This window comes from Cupriavidus sp. GW823-FHT07B10 (assembly GCF_058794355.1).
The window spans coordinates 311825-336486 of sequence record NZ_JBXAGS010000003.1; the positions used below are offsets into that span (position 1 = coordinate 311825).

A 24662-nucleotide genomic window follows, 5' to 3' on the forward strand; every position below is an offset into this window, starting at 1 on the left:
ACACATTTATCCAAAGACAGCCAACATCCAACATGAGGTCATCTTCCCTTTGCTCCCAAGGAAACTGCCATGACCTCCACCCCAGCTATCTCCCGCCGCGCCGCGCTCGTCACCGGCGCCTCCCGCGGCATCGGCCGCGCCATCGCGCTGCGGCTGGCCGCCGACGGCTTCGACGTGGCCATTGGCTACGCCGGCAGCGCCGCCCGGGCCGAAGAGACGGTGGCGGCGGCGCGCGAGGCCGGCAGCAATGCCATCGCCATCCAGGGCGATGTGGCGCAGGCGCCAGACGTGGCACGCCTGTTCGACACCGCGCAGCAGGCCTTCGGCCGGCTCGACGTGGTCGTCAACAGCGCCGGCATCATGCAGATGGCGTCGGTCGCGCCCGCCAGCCTGGACGCCTTCGACCAGACCATCGCCACCAACCTGCGCGGCGCTTTCCTGGTGCTGGGCGAGGCCGCCGCACGGCTGGGCCAGGGCGGACGCATCATCGCGCTGTCGACCAGCGTGATCGCGCGTTCCTTGCCCGGTTACGGTCCCTATATCGCGGCCAAGGCAGGCGTGGAAGGGCTGGTGCGGGTCCTGGCCAACGAGCTGCGCGGGCGCGGCATCACCGCCAACGCGGTGGCGCCGGGGCCGGTCGCGACCGAGCTGTTCCTCGATGGCAAATCGGAAGAGCAGGTGGCGCAGCTGTCCAAAGTGGCGCCGCTGGAGCGGCTGGGCACGCCCGAGGACATTGCCGCGGCAGTGTCGTTCCTGGCCGGGCCGGATGGGGCGTGGATCAATGCGCAGGTGGTGCGGGTGAACGGGGGCTTTGCCTGAGCCGTTGCCCGCCGGGGCAGAAGTCAGCCCCCGGGCGCCGGCAAGGATAGTTCGCAGCGCTGGCGCGCCAGCGTGTCGCGCGAGTAGCCGTGGCGCACGCGCAGCTGGTGCTCTACGGCGTCGGCCTGGTCCAGGCAGGCGAACACCAGGTCGTCCTTTACGCGCTGCGAAACACCCTTCAGGCGCGGCGCTTCATACGCGACCTGGCGCGCACGGCAGCGCAGGAACAGCAGCGTTTCCTGCGAGGCGGTGATCAGCTGGTCGTGCTCGATCCGCTTGCATTCGACCAGGTCCTGGGCAGGGGCGCTGGCGCCGGCAAAGAGCAAAGGCAGGCACAGCCATCGACGCAACGAGCGGTGCATGGCAAACGGGGGGCGCAGTAGGCCAGTTGAAGGTCCGGCTCGCATCATTGCCCATCCCCGCGCACAGTGCAAGCCGCAGCGCACGCAATACCCTGTTGCGTTTGGGCGCCAGACGGGCCGCAGCCAGATTCAGTGTCCAGCCACATGGACAATCGCGCGCAAACCCCGATGGCTGCGTCGACCCGGCCGGTCCATGCTGCATCGCAGCACGATCAAGGGGTGGGCAGGTCCGGCGGATCGGCTACGCTTCGATGGCAAATGCGCCGCCGTGCGCGCCAGTTCACGCCCCAGACCGGCGGGCTTCCGCCCGGCCTTCCCCCACGCTGATCGGCGGCCAGTTGCTGGCGGTGCTGGTGGTGGTGATCCTGCAGCAATGCCGCGCCAGACCAGATACCTGCATCACGAGCATTGATGCGCACCCCGCGGTGCTATGCCGCGGGACGCCGCCAAGAGCATGGCAATATACGGGGGCCGTAATCGCCCCCCTCTTTCGTTGATCACCCCATGGACCTGAACGCCCTGCGCCTGTTCGTCGACATCGTCGATGCGGGCAACCTGAGCGCGGCCGCGCGCAAGCTCAAGATGACGCGCGCCAATGTCAGCTACCGGCTCAAGGCGCTCGAAGAAGAGCTGGGCGTGCAGCTGCTGCGCCGGACCACGCGCCATGTCGAGCCGACTCCGGTCGGTGCCGGCTTGTACGAGCACGGCCGCAACATCCTGGGCGAGGTAGCCGCCGCCAATGCGCTGATCAGCAATATGGGCAAGAGCCTGAAGGGCCATGTGCGGCTCTCGGTGCCTACTGGCCTGGGCCATTCACTGCTGTCGCCGCTGCTGGTGCTGTTCAAGCAGCGCTATCCCGACATCACGCTCGACGTGGTCTTCGACAACCGTGTGCACAACCTGGTGTCCGAGGACGTCGAAGTGGCCCTGCGCATCATCTCCACCCCGCCGGATTCAGTGGTCGCCACCGAGATCGGCGAAGTCGACTGGATCGTGTGCGCGTCGCCAGCCTACCTGGCCGGCCACCTGGCGCCGCAAGCGCTGTCCGAGCTGCAGGGGCATGCGTTCGTGTGCGCGTCGCCCGAGGGGCAGAAGCTCAAGGCAACGGGCATCCGGCACAGTGGCGGCGGCGACGGCGGTGAGATCCGTGAGCAGGTGGTGCTGGAGCCAACGCTCACCTCCGAGAACTTTGCCTTCCTGAAAGAGGCGGTGCTGGCGGGCCTGGGCATCGGCATCTTCCCGATCTATGCGATCGGCGCGGAACTGGACAGCGGCGCCCTGGTGCCGCTGCTGTGCGACTACCGCATCAGCGTGTTCGGCAGCAAGCTCTACATGCTGACCATGCCCAACCGCTACCAGACGCTGGCGACGCGCTACCTGCTGAACTTCCTGAAGACCGAACTGCAGGCAGTGTGGCCGCGGCTGCACCGCTAGCGGTGCCTCCGGCAGCGGTCGCCACGGACTATAGTAGGAGCACAAGGATAACCGTCGGCGCATCCGCACCTGAGGAGCTACCATGGCCCTGGCTAGCACGCTTGCAAGCTGCCTGAGCAGCAAGAACACCCAGTACGACATCATCCGCCACCCTTATACCCTCAGCAGCATGGCCACTGCCGAGGCAGCGCATGTTCCCGGGGACCGGCTGGCCAAGACGCTGTTGCTGGAGGATGACCGCGGCTATGTGGCTGCCGTGATTCCTTCAAGCCACCATCTGCACATGGCCGCCATCTGCGAACAGACCGGGCGCAACCTGGTGCTGGCGCATGAGGACGAGATCCGCGAGATCTTCAAGGATTGCGACCTCGGCGCGATCCCGCCGGTGGCGATGGCCTACGGCATGCAGACCTATGTGGACGACAGCCTGATGGCGCAGCCCGACGTGTATTTCGAAGGCGGCGACCACCAGGAACTGGTGCACATGAGCGGCGAGCAGTTCTCGAAGTTGATGTCGGACGCTGGGCACGGGCAGTTTTCGCGCCGCATGATGTAAGCGGCGCCTTTTATTGGCCACTGGACGGCCGCCACGCGGGTTGCTAACCCGCGTGGTGGCCGTTTTGCTGCTGGCGGGCGGGTGAGCGAGGGAGACGCTTCAGCCTTCAGGCAACGCCGGCACGCTGTCGTCCTTCAGGTCCACGCCCGAGCGGCCCAAAGCCGCCGCGCCGCGCAGCAGGAAGGCCAGCCGGTCGGCGGCCTGCGCATACGGCAGGCCTTCGGGGCGCACGTTGGAGATGCAGTTGCGCTCGGCATCGGTGCGGCCCGTGCGCGGCGCATGGGTCAGGTAGATGCCAAGGCTGTCGGGCGAACTCAGGCCCGGCCGTTCGCCGATCAGCATCACCACCTGGCGCGCGCCCAGCAGCTCGCCGATCTCGTCGCCCAACGCCACGCGCGACTGCTCGGCCACCACCACCGGGCCGATGCGCCATGTCAGCGGCAGGCGCGGGCGGGTGGCATCGAGCAACGGCAGCGCGTGCGTCTGCGTGGCCAGCGCGGACAGACCGTCGGCAACCACGAACACCACATCGGGCGCCTCGCCAGGGCGTGCCGCGGCCAGCCGCGCGCGGCTGGCATCGTCCAGGCGCCGGCCCAGGTCTGGGCGCCGCAGGTAGTGCGCGCGGTCCGGCGCGGCGCTGTGCACGGCAAGGTTCGGCACCCCCGCCGCATCCAGCGCCGCGGTGACCGCGCCCACGTCCAGCGGCAGGTGCACCGCATCGCGCGCCTGCGCATGGGCCAGCCCGAAGGCCAGCACCGCATCGGTGGTCTGGCTGTGGCCGGTACGGCCCAGCGCTACACGCGCGCGCGTGAACTGGCGCAGGCGTTGCCAGGGATCGGCATCGGTGTTGGCAGAATCGGCGGGAGGCGGGCGTCTGGCCGTCATCGGCTGTACCTTACAGGCTGTGGGCCATCTGCAGCAGCGGCTGGCGCGCGGCGGGCTCGAGCAGCCTGCCGCTGGCATCGGCAATGCCCATGCGCTGCAGCCAGGCCTCGAACTCCGGCGCGGGGCGCAGCCCCAGCACCTCGCGCAGGTACAGCGCATCGTGGAACGAAGTGCTCTGGTAGTTGAGCATGATGTCGTCGGCGCCGGGCACGCCCATGATGAAATTGATTCCGGCCACGCCGAACAGCGTCAGCAGCGTGTCCATGTCGTCCTGGTCGGCCTCGGCATGGTTGGTGTAGCAGACGTCGCAGCCCATCGGCACCCCCATCAGCTTGCCGCAGAAGTGGTCTTCCAGACCGGCGCGGATGATCTGCTTGCCGTCGTACAGGTATTCGGGACCGATAAAGCCCACCACCGTATTGACCAGCAGCGGCGCGAACGCGCGCGCCACCGCGTAGGCGCGCGCCTCCATGGTCTGCTGGTCGACGCCGTGGTGCGCATTGGCCGACAGCGCGCTGCCCTGCCCGGTCTCGAAGTACATCAGGTTGTCGCCAACGGTGCCGCGCGCCAGCGCCTGCGCGGCGTCGTGCGCCTCGGCCAGCAGCGCCAGGCTGATGCCGAAGGCCGCATTGGCGCGCTCGCTGCCGGCCACCGACTGGAACACCAGATCCACCGGCGCGCCCTGCCCGATCGCGCGCAGGGTATTGGTGACGTGGGTCAGCACGCAGGATTGCGTGGGGATGTCGAAGCGGCTGCGCAGCTCGTCGATCATGCGCAGCAGCGAGACAATGGCGCCCAGGTTGTCCGAAGCCGGGTTGACGCCGATGGTGGCATCGCCGCAGCCATAGAGCAGCCCGTCGATGATCGACGCGGCAATGCCCTTGGGATCGTCGGTCGGGTGGTTGGGCTGCAGCCGCACCGAGAGCCGGCCCGGCAGCCCCACCGTGCTGCGAAAGCGCGTCACCACCTGGCACTTGCGCGCCACCGCCACCAGGTCCTGGTTGCGCATCAGCTTGCTGACCGCGGCGGCCATCTCCGGGGTGATGCCCGGCGCCACCCGCGCCAGCATGGCGCTGTCGGTTTCATGCAGCAGCAGCCAGTTGCGCAGGTCGCCCACGGTAGTGGCGCCGATGGCGGCAAAGGCCGCGCCATCGTGCCGGTCCAGGATCAGGCGCGTGACCTCGTCGTCCTCGTACGGCACCAGCGCCTCGGTCAGGAACTGCTTGAGCGGCACCTCGGCCAGCGCCAGCCGCGCGGCCATCCGCTCCTGCTCGCTGGCCGCGGCAACGCCCGCCAGCGCGTCGCCGGAACGCGCCGGGCTGGCCCGGGCCAGTAGCGTGCGCAGGTCGGCAAAGACGTGGCGGTGGGTACCGATGGTGTGGGTGTAGGCCATGCGTTCCGTTCCTGGACTCTGGAGAAAACGATGACAGCGGTGCGCCGGGCGCCTTGCCGGGCGCGATTCCCCCTAATATAGACAGCCTTTGCGTGTGCCGTGATGCCAACATCGCCTCAGCGCACACGGCCTGACTCAGGAACAACATCTGGATCGGCGAGAATCCAGAATAAATTTTGAGCAAATTGCATGCCGGAGACCCCGATGAAAGACCCAGACCCGACCGCCACCCCGCGCCTGCTGCCGGCCGCGTGGTACAGCGTCGGCACCGTCGCCTACCTGCTGACCGCCCTGGCGCTGTGGACCGTGCTCCACGCCAACCTGGTGGCGGCATTGCTGTCCGGCCTGCTGCTGTACTCGCTGGTGGACGTGCTGGCGCCGCGCCTGCAGCGCCTGCACCAGCGCCACGACGCCCTGGCCGTGGCCATCCTGTCGGCGCTGATCCTGCTGGGGCTGACGCTGGCGGGCTGGCTGCTGGTGCGCTTTGTCAGTGGCGAAGGCAATACCCTGGACGGGCTGCTCAACCATGTGGCCGACATCATCGACCGCTCGCGCGGGCAGATGCCGCCGTGGCTTAGCGATGCGCTGCCCAAGGGCGTGGACGAGCTGGCCAACACGCTGATCGAGACGCTGCGCGAGCATGCCGCGATGGCGCAGAAGCTGGGCGCCGAGGTGCTGCGCACGCTGGTGCATATCCTGATCGGGCTGGTGATCGGCGCGATGGTGGCGCTGTACCGCGCGGTGGTTCGGCCCAATCGCCGGCCGCTGGCCGCGGCGCTGGTGGCGCGCGCACGCACGCTGCAGCAGGCGTTCTCGCAGTTCATCTTCGCGCAGATCCAGATCTCCACCATCAACACCGTGCTGACGGCGATCTACCTGCTGCTGATGCTGCCGCTCTTTGGTGTGCACCTGCCGCTGACCAAGACGCTGGTGGTGATCACCTTCGTTGCCGGGCTGCTGCCGGTGCTGGGCAACCTGATTTCCAATACGGCCATCGTGGTGGCCTCGCTGTCGGTGTCGCTGCCGATCGCGGTGGCGTCGCTGGTGTTCCTGGTGGTGATCCACAAGCTGGAGTACTTCCTGAACGCGCGCATCATCGGTGCGCGCATCCAGGCCGCGGCGTGGGAACTGCTGATGGTGATGCTGTTGATGGAAACGCTGTTCGGCATCCCGGGCGTGATCGCCGGACCTATCTTCTATGCCTACCTGAAGCGGGAGCTGGCCGGCGCCGGACTGATCTGAGTGCCGCAGCCGGCTCGCCGCGGCGGTGGTAGGACCAATGCCTGCTCAGGCGCCGTCCTGCTCCACCCGGCTGCGCACGAAGTCGATATGGGTCTGCATGGCGGTGCGCGCCTCTTCCGGGCGGCGCGCGCAAATCGCATCGCACAGCGTGCGATGCTGCAGCAGCAACAGGTCTGACGCGCCGTCGTCCTGTTCGCGCAGGCCGGTGCCATTGATGGTGATGTGCTCGCGCAGCATGCCGATCACGCTGGTATGCAGGTGCAGGAACATGGTGTTGTGCGAGGCCTGGGCAATGGCGTCGTGCAGCTGCGCATCGGCATCGGCCTCTGCCTGCTTGTCGTCGGCGGCGCGCGCGCGTTCCAGCTCGGCCATCAGGGCGCGGATCCGCTTCACGTCAGCGGCATCCGCGCGCAGCGCCGCAAAATACGCGGTCGCGCCCTCCAGCACGCGGCGGAACTCCAGGATGTCGTCGCGCAGCGCGGGGTGGTCGGCCACCAGCTGGCCCCAGGGCGAGGCAATGCCGGCGCGCAGCTGGTCGGTGGCGTAGACCCCGGCACCGCGCCGGCTCTGCAGCAGGCCGCGCGCGGCCAGGCGCTGGATCGCCTCGCGCACGGTGTTGCGCGCCACCTCGTATTGCCCGGCCAGCACCCGCTCGGCCGGCAGCCGCGTGCCGGGCGGCCAAGTGCCGTCGAGCAGCGCGGTCTCGATCCGGCGCATGACCGACTCCACGCGTCCGCGGGTGCGCCCGTGCCTTGCTGCCGCTGCCGTCATGCCGTGTGTCCTCGCTCCTGAGCTTGCGCGCGTCGTCGGGCAGATTGGTCCAACCAATTTGTACCGCCGCGCGGAAGCGGGAATTATGCGCCGAAACGTGCGACCCCAGCACGTCCGGAGCGAGACATGAAGGATCGTCAGTACCCCACCGGCCCTGCCCCCACGCAGGCCTACCTGTTTGCCACCTGCCTGGTCGACATGTTCGTGCCGCAGGCCGGCCTCGACGCCGTGCGGTTGCTTGAACGCGAAGGGCTCACCGTGCACTTCCCGCGCGGCCAGAGTTGCTGCGGCCAGCCCGCCTACAGCAGCGGCAACCCCGACGCGGCCCGTGCGGTGGCGCGCGCCCAACTCGACCTGTTCAGCCAGCCCTGGCCGGTGATCGTGCCATCGGGCTCATGCGCGGGCATGATGCGCCACCACTGGCGGCAGCTCTTTGCCGACGATCCGGTGGCCGGCCCCAAGGCACTGGAACTGGCCGGACGCATCTATGAACTGGGCGAATTCCTGCTGCATGTGCTGAAGGTGGACTTTGGCGATGCCGCAGCGGCGGGCCAGGCGCAGGAGCGCATCGTGCTGCATACCTCGTGCGGCGCCCGTCGAGAAATGGGTACGCGCCAGCACGGCGTGGCCCTGGTCGACGCGCTGCCGGGCGTGACCCGCGTGGAGCATGAACGCGAATCAGAATGCTGCGGCTTCGGCGGCACCTTCTCGCTCAAGCATCCCGATATCTCCGGCGCCATGGTGCGCGACAAGGTGGCCTCGGCCTGCGCCACCGGCTGCGACCGGCTGGTCTCGGCCGACTGCGGCTGCCTGCTCAATATCGGCCATACCGCGGCGCATGACCGCGCCCCGCTGCAGGTGGAGCACCTGGCCACCTTCCTGTGGCGCCGTAGCGGAGGTGCCGCATGAGCACGCCCGGCGCCCGCGAACGCATGCTCGGCCGGCTGCGCGCCGCCGCGCCTGCACCGTCCCCAGGCACCGCGGAACTCGACCGCCGCATCGACGGCCATTTCGAGGCACGCCGCCATGGCACGCCAGCCGTTGGCGAACTGGCCGGCGCGATGCAGGCGGCACTGCAAGGGCTGCATGCCGAGGTCTGGTGCGCCAGCGAAGCGGCCTGGCCGGCATTGCTGGCCACTGAGCTGGCCAATGCCGGCGTGAAGCGCCTGCTGCTTGATCCCGCCAGCCAGGCCGGTGCCGCACTGGCGGCCGCCTTGCCGGCCCACATCGAAGCCATCGGCTACGACCGCCCGATCGAAGCGTGGAAGGCGGAGCTGTTCGACACCATCGATGCCGGCTTCACCGTGGCGCGCTCCGGCATTGCCGCCACCGGCACGCTGGTGGTCGCGCCCGATGCAGGCTCGCCACGCACGGTGTCGCTGGTGCCGCCGCTGCATGTCGCGCTGGTGCGCGCCTCGACGCTGCACGCCGACCTGCATATGGCCGTGCGCACCGAGCGCTGGTCCGAAGGCATGCCGGCCAACCTGGTGCTGATCTCCGGCCCCTCCAAGACCTCCGACATCCAGCAGACGCTGGCCTACGGCGCGCATGGTCCGCGCCGGCTGTGGGTCGTGATCGAGACCGACACTGCGGAGGCCGGGCAATGAGCCAGCACGCACTGAATTTTGTTCCGCCGCAGGACTTCAAGGCACGCGCCCGCGAAGCGCTGGACGATCCCAAGCTGCGCCAGAGTTTCCGCGGCGCGATGGACTTCCTGCAGGGCAAGCGCCTGGCGCAGTTCCCCGACGCGGATGAGCTGGAACGCTTGCGCGACCTGGGCGAGGCGGTGCGCCAGCACGCGCTGGCCAACCTGCCGGACCTGCTGGTGCAGCTGGAGGCAAAGCTCACCGCCGCCGGCGTGCAGGTGCACTGGGCCGAGAACGCCGACGAAGCCAACGCGATCATCCACCGCATCGCGGCATCGAAGCAGGCGCAGCGCGTGATCAAGGGCAAGTCGATGGCCAGCGAGGAGATCGAGCTGAACCATTACCTGGCCGAGCGCGGCGTGGACTGCATCGAGTCGGACATGGGCGAGTACATCGTCCAGCTGGCCGGCGAAAAGCCCTCGCATATCGTGATGCCGGCGATCCACAAGACCAAGGGCGATATCGCGCAGCTGTTCCAGGCGCATATCCCCGACACGCCCTATACCGAGGATGTCGACGCGCTGATCCAGACCGGCCGCCGTGCGCTGCGCCAGGCCTTTGTCGAAGCGGATATCGGCTTGTCCGGCGTGAACTTCGCAGCCGCGGACACCGGCACGCTGTGGCTGGTGGAGAACGAAGGCAACGGCCGGCTTTCCACCACCGTGCCCGACGTGCATATCGCCATCATGGGCATGGAGAAGGTCGTGGCCCGGCTGGAGCATATCGTGCCGCTGTCCACGCTGCTGACGCGCTCGGCCACCGGGCAGGCCATCACCACCTACTTCAACCTGATCTCCGGGCCGCGCCGCGCCGGCGAGCGCGACGGCCCGCGCGAGGTCCACCTGGTGCTGCTCGACAACGGCCGCACCCAGGCCTATGCCGACACGCAGCTGCGCGCCACGCTGCAATGCATCCGCTGCGGCGCATGCATGAACCACTGCCCGGTCTACACGCGCATCGGCGGCCACGCCTACGGCACGACCTATCCCGGCCCCATCGGCAAGATCATCTCGCCGCACCTGCTGGGGCTGGACGCCACCGCCGACCTGGCCACCGCCTCGAGCCTGTGCGGCGCCTGCGGCGAAGTTTGCCCGGTGCGCATTCCGATTCCGCAATTGCTGGTGCGCCTGCGCACCGAGGCCAACCGTGATCCCGCAGAGCAGGTCGTCAACCCGCTGCGCGGACAAGGCGCCAAGTACAGCCGCGGCGAGCACCTGGTGTGGCGTTTCTGGAGCGGCGCGTATTCGCACCCGGCGACGTACCGGCTGTTCCGCTGGGCCGCCACGCGGCTGCGCGCGCTGACGCCGTCGAAGCAGATGGGATGGACGCAGCACCGCACGCCGCTGAAGCCGGCGGCGAAGAGCCTGGCGGACTTGCTGAAGGAGAAGGGGCAGCCGGAGTAATCCGTCATCACGGGCGCGAGCGGAACCGCTCGCGGCTGTGTTCACCAACAAAACAAAGATTTCCCGAAACACCACCGAAGCAGGAGACTAAACCGTGCAACCCTGGACCCAACTCTATACACCGCTGGGCAGCCTGTGGCTGTCGTCGCTGGCGGCAGCCATTCCCATACTGTTCTTCTTCATTGCGCTGGCCGTCTGGCGCATGAAGGGCCATGTCGCCGCGGCCGTGACGCTGCTATTGGCGCTGGCCGTGGCGATCTTCGCCTACGGCATGCCTGCGCAGCAGGCGCTGGCCTCGGCCGGCTTCGGCTTTGCCTATGGGCTGTGGCCGATTGCATGGATCATCGTGACCGCGGTGTTCCTCTACAAGATCGTGGTCAAGACCGGCCAGTTCGACGTGATCCGCGCCTCGGTGCTGTCGATTACCGACGACCAGCGCCTGCAGATGCTGCTGATCGGCTTTGCCTTCGGCGCCTTTCTGGAAGGCGCGGCGGGCTTCGGCGCGCCGGTGGCGATCACCGCGGCGCTGCTGGTGGGCCTGGGCTTCAACCCGCTGTATGCGGCGGGCCTGTGCCTGATCGCCAATACCGCGCCGGTGGCGTTCGGCGCGATGGGCATCCCCATCATCGTGGCCGGTCAGGTCACGGGCATCGATCCCTTCCATATCGGCGCCATGGCCGGCCGCCAGCTGCCGCTGCTGTCACTGCTGGTGCCGTTCTGGCTGGTGTTCATGATGGACGGCGCCAAGGGCGTGCGCGAGACGTGGCCGGCGGCGCTGGTGTGCGGCGGCAGCTTTGCCGTGACGCAGTACTTCACCTCCAACCATATCGGGCCCGAACTGCCGGACATCACTTCGGCACTGGTCAGCCTGGTGTCGCTGGCCGCGTTCCTGAAGGTATGGCAGCCGCGCAGCGCGTCGCAGCGTGCCGGCGGCAATGTCAGCGGCGGCACCGTCGCGCTGGCTGGCTTCGGCGGCGGCTTCGGCGGTGCGATGTCCAGCCGCAAGGCTTCGCCCTACACCCTGGCGCAGACGCTGCGCGCGTGGGCGCCGTTCGGCATCCTGACCGCCATCGTCACGGTGTGGAGCCTGCAGCCGTTCAAGGCGCTGTTCGCGGCCAATGGCGCGCTGGCGGGAACGGTGCTGAAGTTCAAGATCCCCGGGCTGGACCAGATGGTGATCAAGGCCGCGCCGATCGTGGCCACGCCCAAGGCCTATGACGCGGTGCTGAAGCTCGACCTGCTCTCCGCCGTCGGCACCGCCATCCTGCTGACCGCTCTGATCTCGGCGGTGCTGCTGCGCATGAAGCCGCGCACGCTGCTGGCCACCTTTGCCGAGACCCTGGTGGAACTGGCGCGCCCGGTGCTGTCGATCGGCCTGGTGCTGGCATTCGCCTTTGTCGCCAACTACTCCGGCATGTCGTCGACACTGGCGCTGCTGCTGGCCGGCACCGGCGCGGCCTTCCCGTTCTTCTCGCCGTTCCTGGGCTGGCTGGGGGTGTTCCTGACCGGTTCGGACACTTCGTCCAATGCGCTGTTCTGCGCGCTGCAGAACACCACGGCGCATCAGATCGGCGTGTCGGACACGCTGCTGGTCGCCGCCAACACCACCGGCGGCGTCACGGCCAAGATGATCTCGCCGCAATCGATCGCCGTGGCCTGCGCGGCGACCGGGCTGGTGGGCAAGGAGTCGGAGCTGTTCCGCTTCACGGTCAAGCACAGCCTGCTGTTTGCCGTGATCATCGGCATCATGACGGTGGTGCAGGCTTACCTGTTGCCGGGGATGATCCCGGGGTGATGAGCTAGCCGGAATCAATGAAGAAAGGCGGCCATATGGCCGCCTTTTCGTTTGCCGCGCGGCAACGTCGCGTCTAATCCAGGAACTCGTCCCCTTCGGTGAGCGGCGCATACCGGTACGTCGCCGGCGTCCGGCTCAGCTTGACCGGCGCACCCAGCCCTTTGTAGCCACCCTCCATCTCCACCACCATCTCGCGGTGCTGCGTATGCGGATGCTGCAAGGCGTCGGCCACGGACAGCACCGGCGCGCAGGGCACGCCCGCGGCCACCAGCTCGTCGGCCAGCACCTTGCCATCGAACTCGCACAGCCTGGCTTCCAGTTCCGCCTTCAGCGCCACGCGGTTCACCGAGCGCGCGCCCGCCGTGGCATAGCGCTCGTCATCGGCCAGTGCAGGCAGCCGCAGGTGCTCGCACAGGATGCGGAACTGCCGGTCGTTGCCCACCGCCAGGAAGATCGGGTCGGTGGCGGTCGCCACCGTGTCGTACGGGTAGATGTTGGGATGCGCATTGCCGGTGCGCTGCGGCGTCTTGCCGCTCATGAACCAGTTGGCCGCATGCGGATGCAGCAGCGACAGGCCGGAGTCATAGAGCGCGGCCTCGACGAACTGGCCGCGCCCGCTGCGCGCGCGCTCCTGCAGTGCCAGCAGTACGCCGATCACGGCGTTCAGGCCGGTCACCATGTCCACCACCGGCAAACCCACGCGCAGCGGATCGCCATCGGCCTCGCCGTTGATGCTCATGATGCCGGACATGGCCTGGATGGCGGCGTCGTAGCCGGGCAGGCCGCCCAGCGGGCCATCCGCGCCGAAGCCGGACACGCGGCAATGGACCAGCCGCGGGAAGCGCGCGGACAGCGTGTCGTAGCCCAGCCCCCACTTCTCCATGGTGCCGGTCTTGAAGTTCTCGACCAGCACGTCGGCCTCGGCCAGCAGCGCAAGCAGGACTTCACGATCCGCCTCGGCGGTCAGGTCCAGCCGCATCACGCGCTTGTTGCGGTTCAGGCCGAAGTAGTAAGAGGCCACGCCGTCCTTGAACGGCGGCCCCCAGGTGCGGGTGTCGTCGCCCTGCGGCGGTTCGATCTTGAGCACGTCGGCGCCGTGGTCGCCCAGGATCTGGCCGCAGTACGGGCCGCCCAGGATGCGCGACAGGTCGACCACGCGGATGCCGGCGAGCGCGCCGGGGCTGGTTTGGGTCATGGCTGGTTTTCCTGTGCGGTTCAGTCAAGCTGGGCGCCGGACTTCTGCACCACGGCGCGCCACTTGCCGACCTCGGCCTTGACGAAGCCGCCAAGCTGCTCGGGCGTGGTCGACGGCGCGAACTCCAGGCCCTGCGCCTGCAGGGTCTTGCGCACCTCGGGCTGCTTGAGCGCATCGGCAAAGGCACGGTTGAGCTTGCCGATCACTTCGGGCGGCGTGCCGGCGGGCGCGACCACGCCGAAGAACACCGATACATCGAAACCTGGCACGCCCTGCTCGGCCACGGTCGGCACATCCGGCAGCGCCTGCGAGCGCGCCTTGGTGGTGACGCCCAGTGCGCGCACCTTGCCGCTCTTGATGAAGGGCATCGCGGTCAGCACATCGGTGAAGGTCATGCTGACCTGCCCGCCCAGCAGGTCGTTCAGCGCGGGACCGGTGCCCTTGTACGGGATGTGCTGGAAATCGGTGCCGGTGACGTTGTTGAACAGCACCCCCGCCAGGTGCGACGAGGCGCCGTTGCCGGACGAGGCATAGGTCAGCTTGCCCGGGTGCGCCTTGCCATAGGCGATCAGCTCCGCGACGTTCTTCGCCGGCACGGACGGGTTGACCACCAGTACATTGGGCAGCTGGCCGATCTGGATCACCGGCGCGAAGCTCTTGACCGGGTCGTAGTTGATCTTGCGGTACAGGCTGACGTTGATCGCCAGCGGCGCCGAGGTGCCGAACATCAGCGTGTAGCCGTCGGGCTCGGCGCGCGCCACCACCTCGGCACCGATGTTGCCGCCGGCGCCGGCGCGGTTTTCCACCACCACCGGCTGGCCAAGGCTGGTCTTGAGCGCAGCGGCAAGCGTGCGCGCCATGGCATCGGTGGGGCCACCCGGCGGGTAGGTGACGACCATCATGATCGGCTTGGACGGAAAGTCCTTCTGCGCGAAGGCGGGGGCGATAAAGAGCGAGCAGGCGGCGATGGCCGCTACGCGGTGCCAGAGTTTCATGGCGTTGTCTCCTGGGTATAGGACGTCTCCCGCCTCGGGGCAGGATAGTTTTGCGGGGGATTGGTGCCGGACGTGGATCCGGTCAGAACACGTTGACCTGGTCGACCGCGCCGGCGGCACGCACGGTGCCGTCAACCGGCGCGACGGTCTCGGCCAGCCATTCGGGCTCGGCCTGCGCGGCCAGCGGGTCCTGCGGCAGCACGCGATGGCGCAGCACCAGCTGCGCCAGCCGCATGCGGCGCACCGAGCCGATGCGCCCGGCCTCCCAGGCCATCGCCACCGCGCTGGTGACGTGGTACAGCGCCGAGGCCGCCTGGCGCGCCAGCAGTTCGCCGTCGGCGCCGGCCTCAGCGGCTTGCGCGGCCAGATTCGCAGCGGCGGCGATGGCGCGTTCGAACACGGCACGCGCCGCCGCATGCATCGGCGTATCGGCCAGCAGGCCAGCCAGGTGTGCCTGCAGCACCGGCAGCGCGCCTTCGCGGCGGACCGCGCGCAGCACGTCGAGCGCAACGATATTGCTGGTGCCCTCCCAGATCGAGCCAAGGTGGGCGTCGCGCACCAGGCGCGGATCACTCCATTCCTCGATATAGCCGCAGCCGCCGCGGATCTCCATGGCGTCGCCGGTGACCTTGCGCGCATCGCGGCAGGCGCGGAACTTGATCAGCGGCGTCAGGATGCGCATCAGCGGGTAGGCGTCGGCCTCGCCGGCATCTGCGCGGCGCAGCGCTTCGGCGGTCTGGAACACCATGGTGCGCGCCTGCTCGGTGGGCAGGGTCAGCTTGAGCAGCTGGCGGCGCATCAGCGGCATGTCCTGCAGGCGCTTGCCGAACGCCTGGCGCTCGCGTGCGATGAACAGGCCCTCGGTCAGCGCGCGGCGCATCAGGCCGGCGGCGCGCACGCCGTTGGACAGGCGCGAGTTGTTGATCATGTCGGCCATCTGCACGAAGCCGCGGCCGGGTTCGCCGACCAGCCAGGCATGCGCGCCTTCCAGCCGGATTTCGCCGCTGGCCATCGAGCGCGTGCCCAGCTTGTCCTTCAGGCGGATGATGCGGTAGTGGTTGTCGCTGCCATCGGCCAGCTTGCGCGGCAGCAGGAACAGCGACACGCCCTTGTGGCCCGGCACGGCGTTGCCGGCCTCATCCTCCACGCGCGCCAGCACCATCGCCAGCGCGGCATCGGGGTTGGAGCAGAACCACTTGTCGCCCAGCAGGCGCCAGCCGCCCTCGGCCGAAGCGTCGCGCACCGCGCGGGTGGCAGTGGCGGCGACGTCGGAGCCGGCGCCCTGCTCGGTCATGAACATCGCGCCCTGGTACAGATCATCGAACACCTGGGTGGTCAGGTTGGGCAGGTAGCGCCCGACCAGCGCCGGGTCGCCGAACTTGCGCAGCGTGCGCGTCAGCGAATCGGTCATCGAGAGCGGGCAGCACAGGCCGAACTCGGCCTGCACAAACAGATATGTGAGTGCGTACTTAGCCGCTGGCGGCATGGGCTTGTCCCAGCCCAGCACCCCGCCGCGATGCGACGCCGCCGCCAGGCCGAATTCGGCAAAGGCCACGCGCTCCATCTCCACATAGGCCGGATGCTTGTCGATGCGCTGCGCATCCACGCCCGCGCGGGTACGGTAGGTGAGTTCGGGGGGATGGCGGTCGGCCACGCCGGCCAGTTCGTCGAGCACGCCGCCGGCCAGCGCACCCATGCGCTCCAGGTGCGGCAGCAGGTGGTTGAACAGGTCGGGCGGCAGGTAGAGCGGCAGCAGCGCGCGCAGGTCGGGGTCGGCGGCAAACAGGCTGCCGCCCTGGCGGTCCGGTACCGGGTGGGCAGCGGCCGGTGCGGCGCAAGGGGCTTGAAGTGTGGTGTCGCGCACGGCGCTGGATGGCATGGCGGGTCTCCTGGGATTGGACGGTGCCGGCTTGCGGCCCCTTTGACCTCCATTATTGAAACCCCAAGGATTCGCGTCTAATTCTAAAATTGGCTTGATCAATATAAATTCTGTATCGCCATGGAATTCCGCCACCTGCGTTACTTCCTCGTGCTGGCCGAGGAACTGCACTTCGGGCGTGCCGCGCGCCGGCTTGCCATTTCCCAGCCGCCGCTGTCGCTCAATATCCAGCAGCTGGAGGCCTCGGTCGGGGCGCGGCTGTTCGACCGCGACAGCCGCGGCGTGCGGCTGACCGCGGCCGGACGGGCCTTCCGCGAATCGGCCACGGCGCTGCTGGCGCAGGCTGAGGCGGCGCGGGTGCTGGCACGCGAGATCGAGGCGGGCGCGATCGGGCGGCTGCGGGTGGGCTTTGTCGGCTCGATGCTGTATCGCGGCTTGCCACAGACGCTGCGCGCGTTCCAGGCGGCCTATCCCGGCATCCAGGTGGCGCTGACCGAGCTCAACTCGCAGGAGCAGACCGACGCGCTGCTGCACGACGAACTCGACGTCGCCTTTATCCACACCGGCCGCGTGCCGGACACGCTGCAGGCTACGCTGGTGCACAGCGAGCCCTTTGTCTGCTGCCTGCCGGCCGACCATGCGCTGGCCGCGCTGCCGGAGTTGCCGCTGGCGGCATTGCGCGGCAAGCCATTCGTGCTGTTCTCGCGCAAGGCCTCGCCGGACTACTACAGCCGCATCTTCGACATGTGCGCGGCGCAGGGCTTCTACCCGCAGATCCGGCATGAAGTCCGGCACTGGCTGTCGGTGGTGTCGCTGGTGTCGCAGGGAATGGGCGTGGCGGTGGTGCCGGCGGCGCTGGCGCGCTCCGGCATGGCCGGGGCCGCGTTCCGGCCACTGGCCGACTCGTCGGTACGCTCGGAGGTCTACTGCGCGTGGAAGACGGCGCCGGACCATCCGGCGCGCGACCATTTCGTCGGCATGGTGCGGGAGATGACAGCCGCCGCCCACGGCAGCCCCAAAGAAAAAGCCACCGGTCCATAGACCGATGGCTTGTGAAGTACGCGTGGAACGGGGTGTTCAGCGTGCTTGAAGCTTAACCCTGCCCGCTTACGGCATCCAATAACGCAAATGCAGTAATTGATTGGCGCTGCATGAGGCTGGTTGCATTCGGCTTCGCAAAGCCGAACTGTGCTGCATCAGGCTGAATTCATGCGCAGCCTTCTACACTTCTACCCGCGCCCTGCGGCACCGGTCGCGCGTGACGCCAGGCCCGGGAAACGTTGCCAAGGCCGCCCGCGCCCCCCAGCCACCCATACCCCGAACGGTTATCATTTGCCTCCTGCGGCGCAATGATGGCGGCAGCAGGCCGGCGTGCCCGCCCTTTGAGGGGCAACGCCATGCCTCAATTACGATACAATGAAAACGATTTTCATTTACACACCCCGGCGTGGTCGCGCTGACCGCTTGGCGGCAGACCGCGCCACGGACTGGAAGCATGATGCGGTTGTCTGAACTTCCACGGCGCACGCCCGCCGTTGTGCAATCGGTGGACGACGCCACCCCGGGAGACCCGATCGCGCGCCGCCTGCGCGAACTGGGCTTCGTCCCCGGTGAAGCCGTACAGATCATCGCCTACGGCCCCTTCGGCATGGACCCGCTGGTGGCACAGGTAGGCTTCACCCGCTTTGCGCTGCGCCGCTCGGAAGCGGCACGCATCGGCGTAGCGGTCGCCAGCGCCTCGGTCACCAGCATCGCCCCCGCCACGCAGGGCGGCGACCAGACCGCCAAACCGTCCGCAAAACGGACTGCCTGAGCCTTCCCCCGGATTATGTCTGCAGCTCCTTCCACTTCCGCCCTGCGCATTGCGCTGGTCGGCAATCCCAATTGCGGCAAGACCGCACTGTTCAACCGCCTGACCGGCAGCCGCCAGAAGGTGGCCAACTATGCGGGCGTGACCGTCGAGCGCAAGGAAGGCTACTTCGTGTCGCCGGCCGGGCGCCAGGTGCGCATCCTGGACCTGCCGGGCGCCTACAGCCTGCACGCGGCCAGCCTCGATGAAGCCATCACGCGCGATGTCTGCCTGGGCAGGCGTGCCGGCGAGCAGCGCCCGGACCTGCTGGTGTCGGTGGTCGATGCGACCAACCTGCGCCTGCACCTGCGCTTCGTGCTGGAACTGCGCCGCCTGGGCCTGCCCATGGTGGTCGTGCTCAATATGAGCGACGCCGCCGCGCGGCGCGGCATCCAGATCGATCGCGACAAGCTGTCGGCCGCGCTGGGCGTGCCGGTGGTCAGCACCGTGGCGGTGAAGCGCGACGGCGCCGCGACACTGGTCAGCCTGCTTGACGACACCCTGCCGCCGGCCCCGCCGGTCACGCCGGAACCCGCCAACGACATTGACGTGCATGCCGAGGTCAACCGCCTGCTGGCGGCCGCGGTCAGCATGCCGGCGCGCACCGCCGCGCTGGATGACCGCCTCGACCGCATCGTGCTGCATCCGGTGATCGGCCTGCTGCTGCTGGCGCTGCTGCTGTTCCTGATGTTCCAGGCGGTGTTCTCGTGGGCCGAGCCGTTGATGGACGGCATCGAGGGCGGTGTGCACTGGGTCGGCGAGATGCTGGGCGCCTACCTGCCCGACGGCATGCTCAAGAGCCTGCTGGTCGACGGCCTGGTCGCAGGCCTGGGCAGCGTGGTGGTGTTCCTGCCGCAGATCCTGATCCTGTTTCTGTTCATCCTGACGCTGGAGGAATCCGGCTACCTGCCGCGCGCGGCCTTCCTGCTGGACCGCCTGATGATGGGCGCGGGGCTGTCGGGGCGCTCGTTTATCCCGTTGCTGTCCAGCTTTGCCTGCGCCATCCCCGGCATCATGGCCACGCGCACCATCCAGGACCCGCGCGACCGGCTCACCACCATCCTGGTGGCGCCGCTGATGACCTGCTCGGCACGGCTGCCGGTGTATGCGCTGCTGATCGGCGCCTTCATCCCCGAGCGCACCGTGATGGGCCTGTTCAACCTGCAGGGGCTGGTGCTGTTCGCGCTGTACGTGGCCGGCATCGTCAGCGCGCTGGTGGTGGCCTACGCGCTCAAGTTCTTCCGCCGCGACCGCACCGACCATCCGCTGCTGATGGAGCTGCCGTCGTACCGCATCCCCAATCCGCGCGATGTGGCCATCGGCCTGTGGGAGCGTGCCCGCATCTTCCTGTCGCGGGTGGGCAAGGTGATCCTGGCGCTGACGGTGCTGCTGTGGTTCCTGTCGACCTTCCCGTCCGCGCCCGTGGGCGCGACCGCGCCGGCCATCGACTACAGCTTTGCCGGCATGATCGGCCATGCGCTGCAGAAGGTGTTCGCACCGGTGGGCTTCAACTGGCAGATCTGCATTGCGCTGGTGCCGGGCCTGGCCGCGCGCGAGGTGGCCGTGGGCGCGCTGGCTACCGTCTATGCGCTGTCGGGCAGCGAAGAGACCGTGGCCACGCAGCTGGCGCCGATGATCGCCGCGCAATGGTCGCTGGCCACCGCGCTGTCGCTGCTGGCCTGGTACGTGTTCGCACCGCAGTGCATCTCCACGCTGGCAGTGATCCGGCGCGAGACCGACTCGTGGAAGGTGATGGCGCTGTCGGCGGCCTACCTGACCGGGCTGGCCTACCTGGCGGCCTTCGTGACCTACCGCGTCGCGCTGATGTTCAGCTGAGGCACCGCGCCGCCATGACCCTCTACCACGCCATCGAAACGCTGCTGGTCCCGCTGATCGTGCTGGCATGCGCGGTGTCGGTGATCGCGCGCTACGCGCCGCGCACGCGCGAGCGCGTCAAGGCGGCGCTGGCCGCGCGCCTGGGCGGCGGCGCCGCCACCGGCTGGCGTGCCCGGCTGGTGCGCTGGCTGGCCCCGAAAGCCGCAGCGGGCTGCGCCAGCGGCTGCGACGACGGCGGCTGCAATACCTGCGGATCCAACACCGCCGGCACCACCTCCGGCACGCAGGACAAGCCTGCCGAACAGGTGATTCGCTTCGTGCCCAAGCGCTGAACGGCGCGATTTCCTCCTCCACAGATCCACGCAGAAACGGGTACGCCCGCTGCTTCCGCCCGGCGCGGAGGCAGCGCTTTGCGCTCGCCTGCAGGCTGTCCAGCGGCGATAAAACGTGCCTGGAAGGGCTGGCACTTTCGCACGCAGAAACGGGTACGCTTTGCGCACTGGCTTGCCTGGTGCGCATATAGGGGACGTCCCGCAAAGGCAGGCTCAGCCTTGTCCCGACGCCTATGCTGGCCTGCCCCGGCAGCACCTGAAACGCTTGGCGCCGGTCACGCAGAAACGGGTACGCTTTGCCGGCAGCCTGCAATTTGCCCACAAAGCGAAACGCCCTCCGGATGGAGGGCGTTTCGCCAGGCGCGGGAACCTGCTGCTTACTTGACCGTACCGTAGAAGACCAGCTTCAGCGGCGTATTGTCGGCGACGGCATTACAGGTCACGGTAAGAGTGAAGTCGCCCTGCGCTGTGCCAGTGACGTTCTTCTGATGATCCGCGACGCCAGGCGACAACTCCACCGGGCCGGTGCTGGTCCACGCCCAGTTGATGCACGCGGTGTACTGCGCATCGTCGCCAAGGTGCTTCATGCGCGCGGTCACCGGGATACTCATCGGCGGCATCAGCAGCAGCGTCATCGGATCCTGGTTGTCGCCAACCAGCGCCCAGACCGGGTTCTCGGTCACCGTCAGCGTGGCGCTGCGGCGTTCGCCGAGCCTGGTGCTGACAGCCGTCACCGTCAGGCTGCTCTGGACCGGACCCTTGTCGTTGGCCAGGCTGGTGCTGACCGTGGCGTCATGCGTACCCGCCGCGTCCGATGCGGACAGCGTGGCCGAGGTCGCCGTGTAGGTCCAGGCGCCGTCGAACTCCGCGGTCACGTCCTGGCCATCGTGGCGCAGCACACGCGAGGTGAAGGTTTCCGGACGGTTGCTGAAGACCTGCAGCGCATTCACCTCGCGGCCGCCCTTAATCGTCACCACGCGATAGGCGGCGGCGCCGTTCGTCTGCACTGTCACCGCGATCAGCCCGGCAATGGCATGCCCGTCCGGTGCTGTCACCGATACCGAGACACTGGCCGTGGCCACGGCAGTGGGTGAGCTGTTGCTCGCCTTCAGCGTGGCGCTGTTCTGGCTGGCAGTGACCTGGACCGCGGAGCCGCTGCTGGACCATGCCCAGCTGTTGACGCTGGCGGACACATCGGCGCCGTTGCTGTCGACCAGCGATACCTTGACCGGCAGCTCCTGCCCGTCGCTCATCGACAGGCTGCTGTTCGGGATCGCCAGGCTGTAGCTCAGCGCCGAGGCCGGCACCACGGTGATGGTGGCGGATTGCGCGGGCAGCTGCACCGTGGTGTTGTCGGCGCCCTTGACGCTCGCCACCACCTGGACGGTGGTCGTCCCGGTTGCAATGCCCTTGACCACGGCGCTGCCCGGCGTGGTGGCACTCGGCTCCACGGTGGCAATGCCGCTGTCGGTACTGGTCCAGTTGAAGGTGGTGTTGCCGGAGACGTCGATGCCGTTGCTGTCCACTGCCAGCGCGCTGATGGTGATCGTGCGGCCGACGCCGACCTCGCCCGAGGTCACGCTCATCTTCACCGTATAGGTCAGCGGCGTGGAACCGCCTGCGTTTGGCGTGGCGGGCGTGCTCGAACTACCGCCGCCACCGCACGCTGCCAGCAGCATGGTCATGGCAGCGCCCGCCAGCCAGGATGCCCACGTTCTCAGTCTCATGATGTTCCCCCCCAGTCATGTGTTTTTTCCCGCGCTACCAGCCTAGGCACAAAGGTGCCAGCGCAATACCGGCCAGAGGACTGAGGCGCAGCGCACAGAGCATGCGCGTGATTCATCCTTTCAGCGCAGCGGCACCGCCATTCGGGCGAGGCAAACATGACCGGCAGGATCCCGGCCGCAACCTGGCCCCAGCCGTTTGGCGCAACCCGCGCATGGCAGTCGCCCGATCGGGCCACGTTCGCACCCGGCGCTCCCCCACGCTTGACCGGGGCCGGCCTTGTCGACTAACCTTTGCCAGTCATCCGGCTCCTGCCGGATGCGCACCAACCACGAGCGGCCCCGGCCCTCCTCCTCCAGGCACGATGAACCGTTACACCAGCACACTCAGCCAGGCTGCCGATGCGTCCCGCATCGCTGCCCGCGCGCGCGTGCTGGCTGCCCTGGCATCGGGCCGCGCCCTGCGCGCTTCCTCGCTACTGCTAAGCCTATCGACCGGTTGCCGGGCCTAGTGCCCCGTGGCAGTTCGGCAGCCTTTCGCCACCGTTTCTTCCGTTTTTCCTTTACTTCCCTTAGCGAGGAAGGAGACCCCGTATGCTCAGCAATCCCGCCACCAAGTACCACCCCGCCGCCACCGTCGACATCCCTGACCGCACCTGGCCCGCCCGCACCATCACGCGCGCACCGCGCTGGATGAGCACCGACCTGCGCGACGGCAACCAGGCCCTGATCGAGCCGATGAACCCGGCGCGCAAGCTGCGCTTCTTCGAGCAGCTGGTGAAAATCGGCCTGAAGGAAATCGAAGTGGCGTTCCCCGCCGCCTCGCAGACCGATTTCGACTTCGTGCGCATGCTGATCGAGGAGCAGCGCATCCCCGAAGACGTCAACATCGTGGTGCTGACGCAATCGCGCGAAGACCTGATCCGCCGCACCGTCGAGTCCGTGCGCGGCGCAGCGCGGGCCACGGTGCACCTGTACAACCCGATCGCGCCAGCCTGGCGGCGCATCGTCTTCAATGCCTCGCGTGAAGAGATCAAGGAGGTCGCGGTCTCGGGCACGCGCCTGATCAGGTCGCTGACCGATGCCATGCCTGGCACGGCATGGGCCTATGAATATTCGCCCGAGACTTTCAGCCTGGCCGAGCTCGACTTCTCGCTGGAAGTCAGCGACGCCGTCTCTGCCGCCTGGCAGGCCGGCCCGGACCGGCCAATGATCCTGAACCTGCCGACCACGGTCGAATGCAGCACGCCCAACGTGTTCGCCGACCAGGTCGAATGGATGCACCGCCGCCTGGCACGGCGCGAACACATCGCGCTGTCAGTGCACCCGCACAACGACCGCGGCACCGCGGTGGCCGCCGCGGAGCTGGCGCTGATGGCGGGCGCGGACCGCGTCGAAGGCTGCCTGTTCGGCAACGGCGAGCGCACCGGCAATGTCGACCTGGTGACGCTGGCGCTCAACCTCTATACGCAGGGCGTGGCACCCGGGCTGGACTTCTCCGATATCGACGCAGTGCGCCAGTGCGTTGAGCACTGCAACCAGCTGCCGGTCCATCCGCGCCACCCGTATGTGGGCGACCTGGTATTCACCGCGTTCTCGGGCTCGCACCAGGATGCGATCCGCAAGGGCTTTGCACAGCAGCAGCCGGACGGCATCTGGGAAGTGCCCTACCTGCCGATCGACCCGGCCGACCTGGGCCGCAGCTATGACGCGGTGATCCGCGTCAACAGCCAGTCCGGCAAGGGCGGCATGGCCTACCTGCTGGAGCAGGTGCATGGCATCTACATGCCGCGCCGCCTGCAGATCGAATTCAGCCGCGCGGTGCAGGCCATGACCGACGACACCGGGCTCGAGGCGAGTGCCGATGATCTTCATGGTTTGTTCCAGCGCGAGTACCTCGCGCAGCAGACACCGCTGCGCTATGTATCGCACCAGCTGGTGTCTGACAGCGGCGGCGCCACGGAGATCGAAGTGCAGATGGTGCGCGACGGCAAGCCGTGCAGCGTGCGCGGCACCGGCAACGGGCCCATCGATGCCTTCGTCAATGCGCTGGACTTGCCGGTACGCGTGATGGATTACCACGAGCATGCGATGAGCGCCGGCGCGGATGCACGCGCGGCCTGCTACGTGGAAGTGCGCGTGGGCGATTCGCCGACGGGGTTCGGCGCCGGCATCGACGCCAACCTTGTCACGGCATCGCTGCGCGCGGTGATCTCGGGCGTGAACCGGCACCTGCAGGCCGGCTTTGGCGCGGCGCAGGCCCCGCAGTCCGCCGAGGCCGCCGACGCCTGACACCGCAAGCCGCCGCAAGAAAACCGGTGTGCCCCGCCCCCACGGGGCACACCCGGAAAGACGCCCTTGCGGACGCCCACGACATGCTCGGTGCCGATCCGCACACGCTGCATGCGTGCTCGGATCTTTCGCACAGCGTAAGGGGCAGCATCGCACCGCGCCACGAATAATTCCGCATGTGTTTAGAAGCGTCGGCGCAGCTGGCACACCACGGCGCCTTCCTCGCTGTAGCGCCTGCGCGACGCAGCCAGCCC

21 protein-coding genes are annotated in these 24662 nt (G+C 68.3%); 13 read left to right on the top strand and 8 right to left on the bottom strand.

The features are described from left to right. Nucleotides 1-69: 69 nt before the first annotated feature. The gene (locus AC1Q6V_RS09200; RefSeq protein ID WP_011616349.1) at nt 70-819 is read left to right on the top strand and encodes an SDR family oxidoreductase; all 750 of its coding nucleotides are present in this window, start codon (nt 70-72) and stop codon (nt 817-819) included. Between the two features lie 23 nt (nt 820-842). Here the strand turns inward: AC1Q6V_RS09200 and AC1Q6V_RS09205 are convergent, their stop codons facing one another. Beyond that, nucleotides 843-1181: a hypothetical protein gene (locus tag AC1Q6V_RS09205; protein WP_051398545.1), complete on the bottom strand. Its 339-nt coding sequence runs from the start codon at nt 1179-1181 to the stop codon at nt 843-845. Between the two features lie 504 nt (nt 1182-1685). On the opposite strand from AC1Q6V_RS09205, the gene AC1Q6V_RS09210 reads away from it, so the two are divergent. Continuing rightward, nucleotides 1686-2615, top strand: a complete 930-nt coding sequence (locus tag AC1Q6V_RS09210) for a LysR family transcriptional regulator (RefSeq protein WP_010814054.1) — start codon at nt 1686-1688, stop codon at nt 2613-2615. A gap of 82 nt (nt 2616-2697) precedes the next feature. Continuing rightward, nucleotides 2698-3171: an aminoacyl-tRNA deacylase gene (locus AC1Q6V_RS09215; protein WP_010814055.1), complete on the top strand. Its 474-nt coding sequence runs from the start codon at nt 2698-2700 to the stop codon at nt 3169-3171. 99 nt (nt 3172-3270) lie between these two features. On the opposite strand, the gene eutC is transcribed toward AC1Q6V_RS09215, so the two are convergent. Together eutC and AC1Q6V_RS09225 are read right to left on the bottom strand one after the other, a co-directional pair. Continuing rightward, the gene (gene eutC / locus AC1Q6V_RS09220) at nt 3271-4056 is read right to left on the bottom strand and encodes an ethanolamine ammonia-lyase subunit EutC (RefSeq protein ID WP_454750634.1); all 786 of its coding nucleotides are present in this window, start codon (nt 4054-4056) and stop codon (nt 3271-3273) included. A gap of 10 nt (nt 4057-4066) precedes the next feature. Continuing rightward, a complete protein-coding gene (locus tag AC1Q6V_RS09225) occupies nt 4067-5449 on the bottom strand; it encodes an ethanolamine ammonia-lyase subunit EutB (protein ID WP_010814057.1) in 1383 nt (460 codons plus the stop codon). Between the two features lie 204 nt (nt 5450-5653). On the opposite strand from AC1Q6V_RS09225, the gene AC1Q6V_RS09230 reads away from it, so the two are divergent. Continuing rightward, on the top strand, nt 5654-6691 hold the full coding sequence (locus tag AC1Q6V_RS09230) for an AI-2E family transporter (RefSeq protein WP_010814058.1): 1038 nt from the start codon (nt 5654-5656) through the stop codon (nt 6689-6691). Nucleotides 6692-6736: 45 nt separating this feature from the next. Here AC1Q6V_RS09230 and AC1Q6V_RS09235 read toward each other — a convergent pair whose 3' ends face one another. Then, nucleotides 6737-7462, bottom strand: coding sequence for a FadR/GntR family transcriptional regulator (locus AC1Q6V_RS09235; protein WP_013951801.1), 726 nt, complete (start codon nt 7460-7462; stop codon nt 6737-6739). Nucleotides 7463-7588: 126 nt separating this feature from the next. Here AC1Q6V_RS09235 and AC1Q6V_RS09240 point away from each other — a divergent pair, with 126 nt between their 5' ends. The 4 genes from AC1Q6V_RS09240 to AC1Q6V_RS09255 all read left to right on the top strand — a co-directional run bounded on the left by AC1Q6V_RS09240 (nt 7589) and on the right by AC1Q6V_RS09255 (nt 12306). Then, the gene (locus AC1Q6V_RS09240; RefSeq protein WP_454750633.1) at nt 7589-8371 is read left to right on the top strand and encodes a (Fe-S)-binding protein; all 783 of its coding nucleotides are present in this window, start codon (nt 7589-7591) and stop codon (nt 8369-8371) included. Further along, entirely contained in the window at nt 8368-9069 is a 702-nt protein-coding gene (locus AC1Q6V_RS09245; RefSeq protein ID WP_439672281.1) for a LutC/YkgG family protein, read from the top strand. The genes AC1Q6V_RS09240 and AC1Q6V_RS09245 overlap by 4 nt, the downstream gene beginning before the upstream one ends. Beyond that, on the top strand, nt 9066-10511 hold the full coding sequence (locus AC1Q6V_RS09250) for a LutB/LldF family L-lactate oxidation iron-sulfur protein (protein WP_010814062.1): 1446 nt from the start codon (nt 9066-9068) through the stop codon (nt 10509-10511). Before AC1Q6V_RS09245 ends, AC1Q6V_RS09250 begins: the two co-directional genes overlap by 4 nt. Nucleotides 10512-10605: 94 nt before the next feature. Next, nucleotides 10606-12306, top strand: a complete 1701-nt coding sequence (locus AC1Q6V_RS09255; RefSeq protein WP_010814063.1) for a lactate permease LctP family transporter — start codon at nt 10606-10608, stop codon at nt 12304-12306. 73 nt (nt 12307-12379) lie between these two features. On the opposite strand, the gene AC1Q6V_RS09260 is transcribed toward AC1Q6V_RS09255, so the two are convergent. The 3 genes from AC1Q6V_RS09260 to AC1Q6V_RS09270 form a co-directional block, all read right to left on the bottom strand. Next, a complete protein-coding gene (locus AC1Q6V_RS09260; RefSeq protein WP_011616346.1) occupies nt 12380-13501 on the bottom strand; it encodes a CaiB/BaiF CoA transferase family protein in 1122 nt (373 codons plus the stop codon). A 20-nt stretch (nt 13502-13521) separates the two neighbouring features. Beyond that, nucleotides 13522-14496: a Bug family tripartite tricarboxylate transporter substrate binding protein gene (locus AC1Q6V_RS09265; protein ID WP_010814065.1), complete on the bottom strand. Its 975-nt coding sequence runs from the start codon at nt 14494-14496 to the stop codon at nt 13522-13524. Between the two features lie 82 nt (nt 14497-14578). After that, nucleotides 14579-16375 (bottom strand): acyl-CoA dehydrogenase family protein, encoded by a 1797-nt coding sequence (locus AC1Q6V_RS09270; RefSeq protein ID WP_439672276.1) that lies wholly within the window; start codon nt 16373-16375, stop codon nt 14579-14581. 120 nt (nt 16376-16495) lie between these two features. On the opposite strand from AC1Q6V_RS09270, the gene AC1Q6V_RS09275 reads away from it, so the two are divergent. The 4 genes from AC1Q6V_RS09275 to AC1Q6V_RS09290 all read left to right on the top strand — a co-directional run bounded on the left by AC1Q6V_RS09275 (nt 16496) and on the right by AC1Q6V_RS09290 (nt 20392). Next, a complete protein-coding gene (locus tag AC1Q6V_RS09275) occupies nt 16496-17416 on the top strand; it encodes a LysR family transcriptional regulator (protein WP_454750632.1) in 921 nt (306 codons plus the stop codon). 457 nt (nt 17417-17873) lie between these two features. Then, entirely contained in the window at nt 17874-18188 is a 315-nt protein-coding gene (locus tag AC1Q6V_RS09280) for a FeoA family protein (protein WP_454750646.1), read from the top strand. 15 nt (nt 18189-18203) lie between these two features. Further along, nucleotides 18204-20060: a ferrous iron transport protein B gene (feoB, locus tag AC1Q6V_RS09285; RefSeq protein WP_010814069.1), complete on the top strand. Its 1857-nt coding sequence runs from the start codon at nt 18204-18206 to the stop codon at nt 20058-20060. A gap of 14 nt (nt 20061-20074) precedes the next feature. After that, nucleotides 20075-20392: a DUF6587 family protein gene (locus AC1Q6V_RS09290; RefSeq protein ID WP_010814070.1), complete on the top strand. Its 318-nt coding sequence runs from the start codon at nt 20075-20077 to the stop codon at nt 20390-20392. A 377-nt stretch (nt 20393-20769) separates the two neighbouring features. On the opposite strand, the gene AC1Q6V_RS09295 is transcribed toward AC1Q6V_RS09290, so the two are convergent. Beyond that, the gene (locus AC1Q6V_RS09295) at nt 20770-22119 is read right to left on the bottom strand and encodes an autotransporter outer membrane beta-barrel domain-containing protein (RefSeq protein WP_454750631.1); all 1350 of its coding nucleotides are present in this window, start codon (nt 22117-22119) and stop codon (nt 20770-20772) included. A 591-nt stretch (nt 22120-22710) separates the two neighbouring features. Here AC1Q6V_RS09295 and leuA point away from each other — a divergent pair. Then, the gene (gene leuA / locus AC1Q6V_RS09300) at nt 22711-24408 is read left to right on the top strand and encodes a 2-isopropylmalate synthase (RefSeq protein ID WP_011616342.1); all 1698 of its coding nucleotides are present in this window, start codon (nt 22711-22713) and stop codon (nt 24406-24408) included. Nucleotides 24409-24662: the final 254 nt, after the last annotated feature.

What these genes read in the sequence shown, in the direction of transcription:
- AC1Q6V_RS09265 (WP_010814065.1), bottom strand. Translation starts at nt 14,496, where the DNA reads ATGAAACTCTGGCACCGCGTAGCGGCCATCGCCGCCTGCTCGCTCTTT.
- AC1Q6V_RS09290 (WP_010814070.1), top strand. Translation starts at nt 20,075, where the DNA reads ATGACCCTCTACCACGCCATCGAAACGCTGCTGGTCCCGCTGATCGTG.
- AC1Q6V_RS09250 (WP_010814062.1), top strand. Translation starts at nt 9,066, where the DNA reads ATGAGCCAGCACGCACTGAATTTTGTTCCGCCGCAGGACTTCAAGGCA.
- AC1Q6V_RS09245 (WP_439672281.1), top strand. Translation starts at nt 8,368, where the DNA reads ATGAGCACGCCCGGCGCCCGCGAACGCATGCTCGGCCGGCTGCGCGCC.
- AC1Q6V_RS09270 (WP_439672276.1), bottom strand. Translation starts at nt 16,375, where the DNA reads ATGCCATCCAGCGCCGTGCGCGACACCACACTTCAAGCCCCTTGCGCC.
- AC1Q6V_RS09200 (WP_011616349.1), top strand. Translation starts at nt 70, where the DNA reads ATGACCTCCACCCCAGCTATCTCCCGCCGCGCCGCGCTCGTCACCGGC.
- AC1Q6V_RS09210 (WP_010814054.1), top strand. Translation starts at nt 1,686, where the DNA reads ATGGACCTGAACGCCCTGCGCCTGTTCGTCGACATCGTCGATGCGGGC.
- AC1Q6V_RS09240 (WP_454750633.1), top strand. Translation starts at nt 7,589, where the DNA reads ATGAAGGATCGTCAGTACCCCACCGGCCCTGCCCCCACGCAGGCCTAC.
- AC1Q6V_RS09275 (WP_454750632.1), top strand. Translation starts at nt 16,496, where the DNA reads ATGGAATTCCGCCACCTGCGTTACTTCCTCGTGCTGGCCGAGGAACTG.
- eutC (WP_454750634.1), bottom strand. Translation starts at nt 4,056, where the DNA reads ATGACGGCCAGACGCCCGCCTCCCGCCGATTCTGCCAACACCGATGCC.
- AC1Q6V_RS09280 (WP_454750646.1), top strand. Translation starts at nt 17,874, where the DNA reads ATGCGGTTGTCTGAACTTCCACGGCGCACGCCCGCCGTTGTGCAATCG.
- AC1Q6V_RS09215 (WP_010814055.1), top strand. Translation starts at nt 2,698, where the DNA reads ATGGCCCTGGCTAGCACGCTTGCAAGCTGCCTGAGCAGCAAGAACACC.
- AC1Q6V_RS09260 (WP_011616346.1), bottom strand. Translation starts at nt 13,501, where the DNA reads ATGACCCAAACCAGCCCCGGCGCGCTCGCCGGCATCCGCGTGGTCGAC.
- AC1Q6V_RS09235 (WP_013951801.1), bottom strand. Translation starts at nt 7,462, where the DNA reads ATGACGGCAGCGGCAGCAAGGCACGGGCGCACCCGCGGACGCGTGGAG.
- leuA (WP_011616342.1), top strand. Translation starts at nt 22,711, where the DNA reads ATGCTCAGCAATCCCGCCACCAAGTACCACCCCGCCGCCACCGTCGAC.
- AC1Q6V_RS09205 (WP_051398545.1), bottom strand. Translation starts at nt 1,181, where the DNA reads ATGCACCGCTCGTTGCGTCGATGGCTGTGCCTGCCTTTGCTCTTTGCC.
- feoB (WP_010814069.1), top strand. Translation starts at nt 18,204, where the DNA reads ATGTCTGCAGCTCCTTCCACTTCCGCCCTGCGCATTGCGCTGGTCGGC.
- AC1Q6V_RS09295 (WP_454750631.1), bottom strand. Translation starts at nt 22,119, where the DNA reads ATGAGACTGAGAACGTGGGCATCCTGGCTGGCGGGCGCTGCCATGACC.
- AC1Q6V_RS09225 (WP_010814057.1), bottom strand. Translation starts at nt 5,449, where the DNA reads ATGGCCTACACCCACACCATCGGTACCCACCGCCACGTCTTTGCCGAC.
- AC1Q6V_RS09230 (WP_010814058.1), top strand. Translation starts at nt 5,654, where the DNA reads ATGAAAGACCCAGACCCGACCGCCACCCCGCGCCTGCTGCCGGCCGCG.